At 43.8% G+C, this 13,342-nt stretch carries 15 protein-coding genes; 8 read left to right on the plus strand and 7 right to left on the minus strand.

Annotated elements, in window-relative coordinates; translation table 11 throughout:
• The first annotated feature begins 89 nt into the window (after nt 1–89).
• The 3 genes from QWZ13_RS04090 to QWZ13_RS04100 all read left to right on the plus strand — a co-directional run bounded on the left by QWZ13_RS04090 (nt 90) and on the right by QWZ13_RS04100 (nt 2,526).
• Nucleotides 90–578: a hypothetical protein gene (locus QWZ13_RS04090; RefSeq protein WP_290280638.1), complete on the plus strand. Its 489-nt coding sequence runs from the start codon at nt 90–92 to the stop codon at nt 576–578.
• A gap of 128 nt (nt 579–706) precedes the next feature.
• A complete protein-coding gene (locus QWZ13_RS04095) occupies nt 707–1,600 on the plus strand; it encodes a chemotaxis protein (protein WP_290280639.1) in 894 nt (297 codons plus the stop codon).
• Nucleotides 1,601–1,713: 113 nt separating this feature from the next.
• Nucleotides 1,714–2,526: a substrate-binding periplasmic protein gene (locus QWZ13_RS04100; protein ID WP_290280640.1), complete on the plus strand. Its 813-nt coding sequence runs from the start codon at nt 1,714–1,716 to the stop codon at nt 2,524–2,526.
• Nucleotides 2,527–2,576: 50 nt separating this feature from the next.
• Here the strand turns inward: QWZ13_RS04100 and QWZ13_RS04105 are convergent, their stop codons facing one another.
• Both QWZ13_RS04105 and QWZ13_RS04110 read right to left on the minus strand, forming a co-directional pair.
• On the minus strand, nt 2,577–3,065 hold the full coding sequence (locus QWZ13_RS04105; protein ID WP_216000414.1) for a YajQ family cyclic di-GMP-binding protein: 489 nt from the start codon (nt 3,063–3,065) through the stop codon (nt 2,577–2,579).
• Between the two features lie 36 nt (nt 3,066–3,101).
• Nucleotides 3,102–3,521, minus strand: coding sequence for a MerR family transcriptional regulator (locus QWZ13_RS04110; RefSeq protein ID WP_216000413.1), 420 nt, complete (start codon nt 3,519–3,521; stop codon nt 3,102–3,104).
• 246 nt (nt 3,522–3,767) lie between these two features.
• Between QWZ13_RS04110 and QWZ13_RS04115 the strand changes: the two genes are divergently transcribed.
• Both QWZ13_RS04115 and QWZ13_RS04120 read left to right on the plus strand, forming a co-directional pair.
• Nucleotides 3,768–3,905, plus strand: coding sequence for a hypothetical protein (locus QWZ13_RS04115; RefSeq protein WP_290280641.1), 138 nt, complete (start codon nt 3,768–3,770; stop codon nt 3,903–3,905).
• Nucleotides 3,898–7,233, plus strand: coding sequence for a methylmalonyl-CoA mutase family protein (locus QWZ13_RS04120; RefSeq protein ID WP_290280642.1), 3,336 nt, complete (start codon nt 3,898–3,900; stop codon nt 7,231–7,233). Before QWZ13_RS04115 ends, QWZ13_RS04120 begins: the two co-directional genes overlap by 8 nt.
• Nucleotides 7,234–7,241: 8 nt before the next feature.
• On the opposite strand, the gene QWZ13_RS04125 is transcribed toward QWZ13_RS04120, so the two are convergent.
• Nucleotides 7,242–7,694: a GAF domain-containing protein gene (locus tag QWZ13_RS04125; RefSeq protein WP_290280643.1), complete on the minus strand. Its 453-nt coding sequence runs from the start codon at nt 7,692–7,694 to the stop codon at nt 7,242–7,244.
• A gap of 164 nt (nt 7,695–7,858) precedes the next feature.
• Between QWZ13_RS04125 and QWZ13_RS04130 the strand changes: the two genes are divergently transcribed.
• Complete coding sequence (locus tag QWZ13_RS04130) at nt 7,859–8,239, plus strand: glutaredoxin domain-containing protein (RefSeq protein WP_290280644.1); 381 nt, start codon at nt 7,859–7,861, stop codon at nt 8,237–8,239.
• Nucleotides 8,240–8,284: 45 nt separating this feature from the next.
• Here QWZ13_RS04130 and QWZ13_RS04135 read toward each other — a convergent pair whose 3' ends face one another.
• Complete coding sequence (locus QWZ13_RS04135) at nt 8,285–8,410, minus strand: hypothetical protein (protein ID WP_290280645.1); 126 nt, start codon at nt 8,408–8,410, stop codon at nt 8,285–8,287.
• Here QWZ13_RS04135 and QWZ13_RS04140 point away from each other — a divergent pair.
• Nucleotides 8,398–9,456 carry a hypothetical protein gene (locus QWZ13_RS04140; RefSeq protein ID WP_290280646.1) on the plus strand — a complete coding sequence of 353 codons (1,059 nt, stop codon included), beginning with the start codon at nt 8,398–8,400 and terminating at the stop codon, nt 9,454–9,456. The genes QWZ13_RS04135 and QWZ13_RS04140 overlap by 13 nt on opposite strands.
• A gap of 45 nt (nt 9,457–9,501) precedes the next feature.
• Here the strand turns inward: QWZ13_RS04140 and QWZ13_RS04145 are convergent, their stop codons facing one another.
• Both QWZ13_RS04145 and QWZ13_RS04150 read right to left on the minus strand, forming a co-directional pair.
• Entirely contained in the window at nt 9,502–10,449 is a 948-nt protein-coding gene (locus tag QWZ13_RS04145) for a TRM11 family SAM-dependent methyltransferase (RefSeq protein ID WP_290280647.1), read from the minus strand.
• Between the two features lie 73 nt (nt 10,450–10,522).
• Nucleotides 10,523–11,650 (minus strand): sterol desaturase family protein, encoded by a 1,128-nt coding sequence (locus QWZ13_RS04150; protein ID WP_290280648.1) that lies wholly within the window; start codon nt 11,648–11,650, stop codon nt 10,523–10,525.
• Between the two features lie 170 nt (nt 11,651–11,820).
• Here QWZ13_RS04150 and QWZ13_RS04155 point away from each other — a divergent pair, with 170 nt between their 5' ends.
• Entirely contained in the window at nt 11,821–12,426 is a 606-nt protein-coding gene (locus QWZ13_RS04155; RefSeq protein ID WP_290280649.1) for a flavin reductase family protein, read from the plus strand.
• Between the two features lie 10 nt (nt 12,427–12,436).
• Here the strand turns inward: QWZ13_RS04155 and QWZ13_RS04160 are convergent, their stop codons facing one another.
• Nucleotides 12,437–13,282, minus strand: coding sequence for an AraC family transcriptional regulator (locus tag QWZ13_RS04160; protein ID WP_290280650.1), 846 nt, complete (start codon nt 13,280–13,282; stop codon nt 12,437–12,439).
• Nucleotides 13,283–13,342 lie beyond the last annotated feature (60 nt).

Consider the following 13,342-nt stretch of genomic DNA (forward strand, 5'->3'; position numbering starts at 1 on the left):
ATTAAAGTGTCATTGCACATTTCCTCCATATTGTTTGCACCTTGTGCGAATAAAGTATCTTCCAAGCAATACGAAGATTCCCCTCTTCAATGCTGATACAACCTAAACTTGGAGATACAACGATGACAAAAAAACTACTTGCAGGGTTATTAACCGTAACCATGTTAACTACCGCAGGCCTTTCGATGGCTAACAGTGGAAGCGCAGACCAAAACGGTGACAAGCGTGCCAAGCATTCGCAAATGCTAGGTAAAACGGTCAAGTTAGATTATATATTCGGTCAGTTAAATTTAACCGAAGAAACGCAAGCCAGTGTTACAGAGGTGCTTAAAACCTTTCAAGAATCTCAACGTGAGCTTATGAAAGCACAGCGTGAAGCAATGAAAGAGAGCGATAGTAAGCAAAGCCAAGAAGAAATGGCCGCGCTTCGTGAAGCCAAAAAGGCCGAGTTAAGAATCGCATTAACCGATCAATTAAACACTGTATTATCGCCAGAGCAATCTGAAGCGTTAGTTGATTACCTCGAAGCACATTCGAACCCAGCAAAGTTCGCCAAACAGCGACATAAAAAGCAATAAAACATTCTACCTAGTTAAAAGCGCCTCTGTGGCGCTTTTTTTCATTCTGATAAATTACCGCTCATCATCTGCGCGTTTTGGTCGATTACCCTATATAATGGTTATTCACATCTCATTTGGAGCTATTTGTGACGTCTAAAGCCAACTATTCTCAGGGGTTGCTGCTGTTTAGCTTAAAGAATAAGCGTCAATTTGCACTTGGAACCTTAAAAATTCGGGAGCTTGTGCCTTATCGGCCAGTGACACCTCTCATGAACTCGGCACCAGGAATAAAAGGGGCGCTCACCATTCGCGACCAGACGATTTCGGTCGTGGATATGGCTGAGGTCATCGGTTTAGGTGCCCTAACAGAAAGCCAGCTCAAAAGTGCCTACATTGTGGTGACCGATTGTCAGCGTAAGGTTGTTGGATTTATCGTCAGCGAGATAGAAAAAATCGTCGAAACGAACTGGCGAGCCATAAAACAGCCCGATGCGTTGTTGGGTAAAAATGTCTTTATTACCGGCACCGTCGAAGTGGAAGATAAGCTGGTTCAGTTAATGGATGTTGAACTGTTACTGAATAAAATTTACCCACCAGATCCGCAAGCGGCGATGGCCGTTGTGACTGATATTCAACGGGAAAAATTAAAACCGATGAACATCTTAGTCGTTGACGACTCAGCAACCGCTCGACGGCAATTGACCGATGTACTGAGCCTGCTGAATGTACCTTTCCATGTCACGAATGATGGCCAAAAAGCACTCGATTACATGAATACACAGGCCGCGGTAGGTCACCCCGTAAATTTATTGGTATCCGATATCGAAATGCCAGGTTTAGACGGGTATGAATTGGCTTTCGAAGTGCGCAGTACACAAGCATTGGCCGAGGCTTATATTATTTTGCACTCATCGCTGTCGAGTTCAATTAGTGTCAGCCAGGCAACCCAAGTAGGTGCGAATGAAGCATTGACTAAATTTGATGCGCAGGAGCTGGTGCTCTCTTTGATGCGTGGCGTAGAATTTTTTCAGAACAATTAGCGAATAAATCCCATATTTGTGTGTAAGAGTTCGCCATTGAAAGCAAGTGGTGAACTTTATGATTTTAATGATCAAAAAAACCACTAAAGAATAAATGTCCTTTAGGTTTATCAATGTTGGCGCTGGGTTACATTGCCGCGACAACAACAATAACCATAGGACACGCCATGACGTTAATAAAAGTTCAAAAAATAGCCTGCGGGCTCATGTTATTTATCCTCAGCAGTTCTGCTTTACATGCTGCAAACTTTAAGGCGCATTGTCGAGATAGATCGCCAGAGTTGATCCCCACGAGAATGGCTTGTATTGGTCCTGTTGCCGATGTTGTGCAAACGGCGCTGCAACGTATGGGGCATCAAATTAAGTGGGAGCATAAAACTTGGGATGAAACCATTGAAATTGCTGAAACTGGCGGCGTAGATTTGCTACTGCGACATTCAATGAGCGCAGAACGTAAGCAGTTTTTAGATGAGGTGGCTTATGGTTATGAAGTGAGAGAAGTTTTCTATTACTTATCGCCGAGTTATGCAGGGGATGTCCGAAATAAAGCAGAATTGAATAAACTCAGGGTTGGCGCTTTAGAAGGCAGCATCTATTCGGCAGAATTTGCTGAAAACTCTACAGTGACGAAGGTTGAGTTTTCAAACACTAACGATTTAATTGAGGCTTTAGAATCAGGCTCTGTCGATGCCGTAGTCACTTCATCGGCTCATGACATGGATAGGATACACATTGTGCCGCAAGCTAGAAGAGCGAGTTATATAGAGAACTTCTATAATGGACGATATGTCAGTATTCCTAAGGCCTCGAAGCGTTCTAAGTACTTCGAAGAATTTAAGCAAACGATTGAAGCCATGGCGAAATCGGGCGAAGTGACCGAAATTTTTAATCGCTATGGTTTAAAAGCACCCGATCAAATTAATTAAGGAAAGTACCAGCAGGCGGTTTACAATAGCGGTCTGCTGGGTTTTCCAAACTAATCGCGGAAATTATTAAACTGTAAGTCTTGTTCAATTTTTTCTTCACGCAGCATAGCCATAACGCCTTGTAGGTCGTCACGTTTTTTTCCTTCTACGCGAACTTTATCGCCTTGAATGGAAGCCTTTACTTTCGCGCCTTTCTCTTTAATCAGTTTTACAATGTTACGTGCTGTTGGTTGCTCTAAGCCATTTTTAAACTTCATATTGAGCGTAAAAGTTTTACCGACATGGACAGGCTCATCTTCAACCTCAGCAAAAGCTGCACTGATGCCGCGTTTAACACAGTTCTTAGCGGCGATTTCTTCAAGCTGACGTACTTGGAAATCGGATTCGCACTTTAACGTAATGGTATCATCACCGACCAATTCTATACTGGCTTCAACGCCTCTAAAATCGAAACGAGTGGCGAGTTCACGGTTAGCGTTGTCGGCGGCATTGCGTAATTCTTCTTTGTCGACTTCAGAAACAATATCAAACGTTGGCATGGGTCATCCTTAATAACTGGTTTAATTGAGACAAGCTTAAGAGGAAGTGCTTTCAGGAGCAACATCATCGTGCTTTGCAATGGCTTGGCGACATTCGCGCTCGGCGCGTTCTAACTCTATTAAGGTTTGCTCTAAGTCGCGCTTTTGCTGCAAAAGCGTTTCTTTGTGTCCGGTCAGCGTTTCCAAGTACACCTGTAATTGCGGCAATTTGTCATTCGGTGTTTCATAAAGTGTTACTAAGTGCACAATTTCATCCAAGCTGAAGCCCAGCCGCTTACCGCGCAGTATTAGCTTTAGTCTCGCTTTATCTCGTTTATGGTAAATACGCCTCTGACCTTGTCGAGTAGGCGTCACTAGCCCTTTATCTTCATAAAATCGAATGGTGCGCGTCGTAATGCCAAATTCATCGGCCAAATCGCGAATACTAAAGGTGTCATCTTGAGTGTGTTGGGTCATAAGGCTCGTTACAGCGGTCTCTGTTAATCGGGTGTTGTTCTGTTGCGAATTATTTACTGAGTAGTCTCAGCCGTCATTGGCTAACAAGTTGACGCTAACGTAAACGAAAGCTAGTCTATCACGCAAGTGGCTTGGTCAAATTATCTGTAAAACACTGAAAAAGTGACAAAAAATTACAAAAACTGGCTTAAAAGCAAGTTTTAACAATCGTTCAATCGGCTAAGCCAGCCAACAATTATAACAATAATGGCGGGAACACCTACTTCTTTAAGCGAGGGCAATCCCTTCGCCGCTGAGATTTTCCGCTTTTTAGGTCACCTAATAATCAAACAACACCAAGCTTACCCAGCTATTCGTGTTCAGATCGGAGAAATGTATGAGTGATGTGCACCCTTTACGCGTCGTAACCGCTGCTAGCCTATTTGATGGCCACGATGCTGCGATCAATGTTATGCGTCGGTTAATCCAAGACCGCGGTTGCGAAGTAATTCACCTGGGCCATAACCGCAGTGTTGATGACATTGTTAAAGCCGCACTGCAAGAAGATGCCGATGCGATTGCGATCAGCTCATACCAAGGCGGTCATTGCGAATTTTTTAAATACCTCGTTGATCTGCTGAAAGAAGCCGGCGCGGAACACGTCACTATTATTGGCGGCGGCGGCGGTACCATTACCTTAGAAGAAATTGCCGAATTACATGAATACGGTGTTTCCCGGATTTATCACCCGACTGACGGCATGAAAATGGGTCTGGTTGGGATGATCGACGATGCGGTCGATATTTGTAAAAAAGCTAAGCAAGAACGCGCCGAAGCATTATCGTCGAAGGCTCATGTCAGCCTCAAACAAGCCCGAGCGTTGACATTGATCGAACAAGAGCAAACGAAGGCAAGCCATGACCAGCGCGGTTGTCCTACCATTGGCCTGACGGGCACAGGCGGAGCCGGTAAATCGAGTCTTACCGATGAATTAGTGTTGCGATTTGCCACTACTTTTCCAGATCGTAAGTTCGCCGTATTAGCGGTTGATCCTACTCGTCGTCGAACGGGCGGAGCATTATTAGGGGATCGGATTCGAATGAACAGCATTCGCCAGCCCAATGTCTTTTTCCGCAGCATGGCGACGCGCAGGCAGCATCTATCCACTAACGAAGTTCTGAACGACGTCATTACCGAAATGAGTCACCAAGGCTTTGATTTGATCTTTGTGGAAACGGCAGGCATAGGTCAGAGTGATTCTGCCATTGTAGATTTAGTTGATTTGCCCGGCTATGTAATGACGCCAGAATACGGCGCGGCGAGTCAGTTAGAAAAAATTGACATGATTGATTTAGCCGATTGGATAGTGATTAATAAATTCGACCGTAAAGGTGCAGAAGACGCTCTGCGAGATGTGCGCAAGCAGTGGCGCCGTAATCGCAATGAGTTCAGTGCAGACGATAGTGAAGTCCCTGTTTTTGCAACCATTGCCAGCCATTTCTTAGACCCTGGTGTTAATGGGTTATTTAATGCCCTGTGCCAACAAGTTTCGACAAAATCTGAGCAGCCATGGCCGGCCAACTTGCCTGCCGGCCAACCTAAAAGCCATGTGTTAATTCCTGGTAAGCAACAACGCTACTTAGCTGAAATTGCCGAACTAGGGCGGTCTAAAAATGAGCACGTTAAGCATCAAGCTGCCATTGCAGCACAAGCGGAACATCTTTTTGAGAGTTTAAAGGCACTGGGCGTTGAGGTAAGTGACCCCTTACAAACCCTATCTACGGATAGCTTAGACAGCGCATTTAAACCGTTAGTTGAAAAGTATAACGAGCAAATAAAAGCACTCGATCAAGAAAGTAAAGATGCCATAGCCGGCTGGTCTGAAAAAATGACCGGTGTCAGCGCACCAACCTATCAATATCAAGTTCGCAATAAAACGATCGAAGGTGATAATTATCGGCAGAGCTTAAGTCAAAACCCAGTTCCGAAAGTAGTGGCGAACACCAAAAACGATTGGGGTGAGCGAGTTAAGTTTACCGGCCAAGAAAATTTACCGGGTCATTTCCCGTATACAGCGGGCGTGTATCCGTACCGACGTGAAGGTGAAGACCCTACACGCATGTTTGCCGGTGAAGGGACACCAGAGCGAACGAACCGCCGCTTTCATTATCTTTCGCTCGGTCAACCCGCTGCACGATTATCGACGGCTTTTGATTCTGTGACGCTCTATGGTGAAGACCCAAATATCCGACCCGATATATATGGCAAAGTAGGCAACAGTGGAGTATCGATTGCCACTTTAGATGATATGAAAAAGCTGTATTCAGGCTTTGATTTGTGCGCGCCATCGACCTCTGTTTCGATGACAATTAACGGCCCCGCCCCTGTTATTTTGGCTATGTTTTTAAACACGGCGATTGATCAGCAAGTAGAGCTCTATTTAAAAGAAAACGACCAATGGGACTCCGCGCAACAAAAAATTCAGCAGCTTACGGGTCAGCTTCCTCCGCAGTATCATGGCGATTTACCAGAGGGCCACAACGGCTTAGGGCTTGGCTTGCTAGGCGTAACGGGTGACTTGTTGTTAGATGCCGACACCTATAAGGGCATCAAACAACAAACGCTTCAAAAAGTCCGCGGTACTGTTCAAGCGGATATTTTGAAAGAAGACCAAGCACAAAATACCTGCATATTTTCAACAGAGTTTGCTTTGCACCTAATGGGTGATGTTCAAGAGTGGTTTATTCAAGAAGGGGTAAGAAACTTCTACTCGGTCAGCGTCAGCGGTTACCATATAGCAGAAGCGGGAGCTAACCCGATCACTCAGTTGGCTTTTACTTTGGCTAATGGCTTCACCTTGGTCGAGTATTACCGCGCGCGTGGCTTAGACGTAAATGATTTTGCACCGAACCTGAGCTTTTTCTTCAGTAATGGGATGGATCCAGAATATGCGGTGATTGGTCGAGTGGCTCGCAGAATATGGGCCCGAGCCATGCGCGACCGATATGGTGCGAATGCACGCTCACAGATGATGAAATACCATATTCAAACGTCAGGGCGTTCGCTGCACGCGCAAGAAATTCAATTCAACGATATACGAACGACACTCCAAGCCATGTACGCGTTGTTTGATAACTGCAACAGCTTGCATACCAACGCATTCGATGAAGCGATAACAACGCCTACAGAAGAGAGCGTACGACGTGCAGTGGCCATTCAGTTAATTATTAATAAAGAACTGGGCTTGAACCAAATAGAAAACCCTCTGCAAGGCTCCTTTGCTATTGAATACCTAACAGACTTGGTTGAAGAAGCTGTGTTTGCTGAGTTTGAGCGTTTAAGTGAGCGTGGTGGGGTATTAGGTGCTATGGATACCATGTATCAGCGCAGTAAAATCCAAGATGAATCCATGTTGTATGAACACAAAAAGCACTCAGGTGAGCTGCCATTAATCGGTGTAAATACTTTCAAAGGCAAAGAAACTGAGCAAGATGAACCAATCGAGCTGGCTCGATCCAGTACCGAGGAAAAAGACCAGCAAATTGTCGAGTTAGAAAAGTTCCATCAGCTGCATGAGCAACAAGCACAGCAAGCATTACAAACTTTGCAAGAAAGTGCCAAGCAACAAGAGAACTTATTTGACCAGTTAATGAGTACCGTGAAATTTGCCAGTCTTGGGCAAATTAGCCATGCTTTGTATGAAGTTGGCGGGGAGTACCGGCGTAACGTTTAGTTCTAGTGTTATCCCTTGTCGGACGAGTAATCTCGCTCGGCAAGGGATTGCTCAATTTCATCTCGCAGCTCAGTAACCAGGGCAATCTCTTCCTCACTGAAACCGTTTGGTTTGGGCATTAATCCGGAAAAATTCAGTGTTCCAAACACTTCGCCTTCTGGGCTGAGTATGGGTAAGCCAATGTAGGCTTCGAGTTGCATCGCAGTATAAATAGGGTGTAGCACCATACTTCGAATGCGCCCGACATGCGCGTAGCTGATGAGCTTCTGCTGAGCGATCACTTCTTTGCAATAAGTCTCTTGAATAAGATATTGATTACCACTTTGAATGGTATTGATGTATGAAAAAGTTTGCGCCACTGTATAGTGTGCACCCTCTATTTGGCTAATGATCCCGACATCAGTATTCAATAGGTTATTCAATTGCTCCAGCTTTTGTTGGTAGTCCTGTTTTAATGACATGAGAAAATTCAACTGATCATTTGCCCTTAAGCCTAGTTCAGTTTGAAGGCATGTCCATTTATTTTTGTCAGAATAAAGAGCAAATATAGTTACCTTTGTCAGGTTGTTGAATACTAACTAAAAGCGCATGATGGTTATACATTTAGCAAGTTTATAGGCTTAATATGACTAGAACTGTACTTTCTTTAGAAGAGATCCATCCTGCCATTCATTCGAAATTGGGTGGTGGGCACGACGCCGTTTTAAATCAAGTGAAGCAGGCGATAGCGAGTAATAAAGTAGTTGTAATCGGAATGAAGATAAACCCCTTTGTAAAAAAAGCTCGAAAGTTATTATCGGAGCAGGGAATAGAGTTCACCTATTTAGAATACGGAAGCTATTTTGCACAATGGCATCCTAGGTTAGCCATTAAAATGTGGACTGGCTTTAAAACCTACCCACAAGTGTTTGTGAATGGCACTTTGGTGGGTGGGTACAGTGATGTTAAAAAATTGGTCGATACAGGTGAACTGGCTAAGCTGCTTGGCAGCACAGCCCAAGCCTGAATGTGATAAAGATCACAAAAACATACACGGATGCTGAAATGCATCTTAAAATAGGAGCTGGTTCGCTAGAGAGATAATGAAATAGGCTATAGGGCGTGGTAATTTTACGGTACTTAAAGGGTAATTAGATACCGAAATCAGTATAAAAGGAACTCGCTGTGAAAACGCCACTCTATACCGCTATAGCCGTTGCGGCTTTAACTGCTTGCCAAACTCAATCAGTAGATACCACACCAAAAGTGACTGTCGCGCAAGTCAACGCAGAATATTCTATTAATGGAACATTAGTCCCAGACTTTAACGGTACGCAGGTCGTATATACGCAAGCCGATAAGCGCAGTATTCGCGACACCATAAAATTTAAAAACTTTCTAATGAAATGGGCTAACTCTGAAGAAGCCGATATTGCGCGAATTGATTTAAACAAAGCCTATAAAGTGAATTATAAAAAGAAAGAATACAGTGAGTGTGCACTGAGTGGCTGCCAAGAACAATCTATTCTCGATCAGTTTGAGCAATCTGAAGAAGAAACCGAAGACTATCAAGATTACGAAGAGCTAGGCTGCCAAGTGGAGCTAGTGACCAATGACTTTGACGTGACGAAAACTGGCAAACAACGCAAGATCAACGGCTTTGATGTTAGTAATTACCAAGTCATGTGGAAAACCGAATACCAAGATTCTACGGGTGCAAAAGATATAAATCTAATCAGTTTCGATTTTTGGACAACAAACCCCGATGCAAACATACATGAGGTTTGGAGTGTTCATGGTCAATTCCAAGATGCCATTGCGCAAAAAGCCGCAAACGACCCATTAGTTCGTATCTTAGGACCGAAAGGCTACAAAGCGCTCGCGGCTTTTACCGGTGATACCAATAATCAGGAGAACCAGTTTGGCGGTATCGTCGGCAAAAAACTTGCGCAAGTAGAAGGTTACCCCATTTCAATTAAGTTAGAATGGCTGCGTGACTCCAAAGCGTGTCAGGCCGAGAAGCAAGCCTATCAAGAAACGCTTAACTTAGATGAAGGTATAGAAGGTGTTGGTAAGCAATTGCTGGGTAATTTAGCTAAAAAAGGCACCGATAAATTGTTAGAAAGCTGGCAAAGCAAACCTTTAGTGCGATACGTCTATGAAATTAAATCGGTTGCTATGACCAATGTGCACGAAAGTAACTTCTCTGTTCCTTCCGATTACGATTTAGTTGATCGGCAATAAAATTGTTCAAAACCCGGAGGTGCCGACTTCCGGGTTTATTCATGCCTACTCTGGTAGCTTAAGTACCAAAATATCTCTCACAATAGATTCGCTCATACGGTGCGGTGCGGTAAACGCTTGTGCTTTAAATCCATGATTTTCAAAACATTCAATTAACTCAGCGCGTTTAGGAATATAGCTGTTGAATGCCAGCACAATGGCACCGTTTTTCTTTAGTGCTTTCTTCCAGCCAGGGATACATTCATCAATAACCGCGAGCGGGTTTCGAGTTTTGTCAGTCGTAAAGTGCTGCACGCCATAGGGCAAATCGCTGATAATTAAATCAAATTTTTCGCTTTTTATCAGAGTGGCGGCATCGCGACTGTCACCGTTAATAATCCGCATTTTTTGGTCATTGGTGGAAAACTCTAAAAATTTTCCCAGCCCTTTTTTGTTAGCTTTACCAATAAAGCCTTCAAGTATTTTATGTTTTTGACGATGCAGCTTGGTCCACTTTTTTAGGCTCTGTTTTATATCGTCAACGGCTTTAACATCTTGCTCAATACCTTTTGCATTTAACCCGTAGCGGAGCGCCCACAGCAAGGTCGTGCCGCGACCACACATAGGATCGAGAATGTTTATCGGCTGGTTTTGAGTGGGTAGGTTTGCTAAGCCAACATTAAGTAACAGTTGAGTCAGGTGTTCATTCGTTTTGCCGCGGTATTTTGAACCAAACACAAAGTCGTCATGCAATTGAAAATCTGCTTCACAATCGAGAGGAATGAGTTGGTCGGCTTCAACTTGAAACACACCTTGCACAAATGACAATCGTATGGCTTGTTTCAATTGTACTTCGGAAAGGTTCGCGTGGAAAAAATGAAATGGGCCGACAGGTTTGTGCTCTATAGCCTCGTCGCCAATGACCGCTTGAAACTCAGCCTGAGCAACGCTCAGTGTGTCCTTAAAATAGGCACCTTGAGCTTGTGGGTTGATGAGTAAAGCGTATCTAATCAATGTAGGGTTCCTTATGCGGTAATTAAGCGCCGATCAAATAAAGAACCCAGTATAACCTGTATGGTCAGATTGGTTAACCGAGGAGCTTTCGAAAAGGGTACCACATCTGTTTAAAGTAACCGCGAGGCAATGGTTTGGTAGTGCCATACTTGGCAGGCCAAACCCCTTTTGGCATGTGATAAGTCCCAAAAACCCAGTCAAACAACGTTGTGTGAGCCGCATAGTTGGTATCAATGGCAGGCTCCTCGGAGCTGTGGTGCCAGTGGTGGAATTGCGGCGTAACTAGGATGTATTTCAACACCCCCCAGTGAATTTTCATGTTGCAATGGATCACAATGGCTTGAATTGCGGCAATGATCACGTAGATATCGAGCGCGACTTTACTTGCGCCTAGCAAGTGCAGTACAACCAAGACCAAAGATCTTTCTACAAGTGTATGAACAATATGAGAACGGGAACCAGCTAACCAATCCATTGTTTCAACGGAATGATGCACAGCATGAAAAGGCCAAAGCTTTTTATGTTCATGAAACAATCGGTGTTCCCAGTACAGTACGAAATCTGCGCAGATAACCAACAAAAGTACTTGCAGCGCTAGAGGCAGGGCCAATACCCAATTATGTAAGGTTGGGTTGGCGACCCAGTCAAAAGAACTGACCACAAAGTTTCCAAACAATAGGAAGACTGAGATAAGTAAATGGTTAACGCAAAAATAGAAAAAATCTGTTTTCCATTCGTCACGTAAAACAACCTGATCTCGATATTTTGGAAACAGTTTTTCTAATGAGGTGAAAATAAAGAACGAGCCCAGCAAGGCAATGACCAGCCAATCCACACCAATGGCCAGTGGAAAGGGCTCTGTTGATCCAGAAGGTGAAACATTGGCGGCCAAGGCAAAGGCAATTAAGGTCAAAGAGACACCTGCAAAGCCTAAACGCTTCTTTTTGTTGATTATAAAATTGGTTAATCCAAACCCCAGTGACAGCCACATGCCGTATTTGAGTATGTATTGTAAGTCACCGATGTTATATATGGCTCGCAATTCTGCTGTCGTTAAATAGGAGGGGAAAAGGTAGGCCAACACCGCAAGTAGGCTAGAAAACCCCAATAATAATGAGAAATATCCACCGAGCCGGCCATTTTCTAGGCGAAGTTCTTTATCGGGTCTGGGGGTAACCTGGCGCTTCTTATACTGATACATATGTTTCTACTCCGATGGTCGATGTCTTATCGTATTTCAATAGTCACGCCATATGCCATAAAAATTATAAAAGTATCACTATAGTGACTATTGGTATCAATATAGTCAACTACTGGGGTTTCATTTAACATGGCGTATAATTACTGAACACGATTAGAGAGGCTCGTTTCATGCATTTCGATCTTATGTCACTAGAAAAACAGCAAGTATACCGCTTATTGACTCATACCATAGTTCCCCGGCCGGTGGCTTGGATACTGACAGAAAACGAAGATGGCAGTTTAAATATGGCCCCTTTTTCATATTTTAATGTTATTGCGAGTGACCCAGCATTAGTCATGATTTCGGTAGGGCAGAAGCGCGATGGTACAAAAAAAGATACTTGGCGAAATATTGAAGAACGTCAATTTTGCACCATTCACATTGCGAATACCGAGTTGATGCCGCAAGTAAATGAAACCGCTCGTGGTTTAGCCGAAGGGGATTCAGAGTTGAATCAAATAGAACATGAATTGGTGGCCGAAGAAAGTTTCACGTTACCTAGGCTGAAGTCTGCACCGGTCGCTATGTCTTGTAAGCTGCACGATATTCACTTAGTAGGGAACGGTCCTCAAGCTGTAATCTATTTGTCGGTAAAGCATATTTTTGTTAAAGACACCTTGTTAACCGATGCCCCATTTACCGTAGATGCTCACAAACTAGACCCCATCTCACGATTAGGCGGAGAAGATTACGCCAGCTTGGGAGAAATCACTACCCTAAAACGCCCGACTTAAATCAAAATTGTTAAGTGTTGTTCGTGCTGTCGTTTGAACCCACTTCACGAAAACGGCTAGGGCTAAGGCCAACTTCTTTTTTGAATCGGTTTGAAAAATTAAAGGCATCTGAAAAGCCCACTCGTTGAGCGAGTTCATTTAACGGCCAGTCGGTCAACGTTAGCAGCTGTTTTGCTCGATCAATACGCAACGAGCGAATAATCTGCTTAGGGCTTTTGCCAAATCGCTCCTTGCAGAGCCGATATAAGTGAGGTTCTGAATAATAGGTTAGTTGCGCAATGTCATTGACCGTCCAAGGTTTATGCAAAGACTGATTCACGGATCTAAAGGCCGCGCTAAGACGATCATCTTTTTCTAAGGTAAGAGAGTTTAAATTGCTCTCAATGTAGCGGGCCAGCTGGTGAAAGCTCTGATCTCTAAACGAGGCCTCAATTTCCCGCTCTTGGTTTATAACGTGACATAAATAGAAAATATTTAGGGCTTGAGAGGTCGGTCGAATCTCAGGTTGATCCGGCATTAATGTTTGCCAATCTAACTTCTCGGGTAACAGTATCCAGCACATGTCCCAATGGTCGTCGTTAATTTCAAATCGGTAATTTGTTTGCGCCGGTAATACAGTCATTGTACCTGGTTGAATAACGGCTTCGGTTGTTTCAGTGGTTAACTTACCTTGCCCCGAAGAGGTGAATAAAAGGGTGTGTAAATTCAACTGAGACCGTTCGATGACATAAGGCGGTTTTAAATGGGCGATTCCGGCCATATGAATGTTATGCAAGGACATTTCTGGCAACTCATCACTGGTCAAAAAAATCTCAAAACACTCTTTGCCAATTTCTAACTTGTTCGAAAATTTCATGAACGTGTCAGCTTCTCAATATTAATATGATAGTTTTGAACATGCTAATAATAGTTGCAG

The organism is Reinekea marina (assembly GCF_030409715.1).
Taxonomy (GTDB): Bacteria; Pseudomonadota; Gammaproteobacteria; order Pseudomonadales; family Natronospirillaceae; genus Reinekea; species Reinekea marina.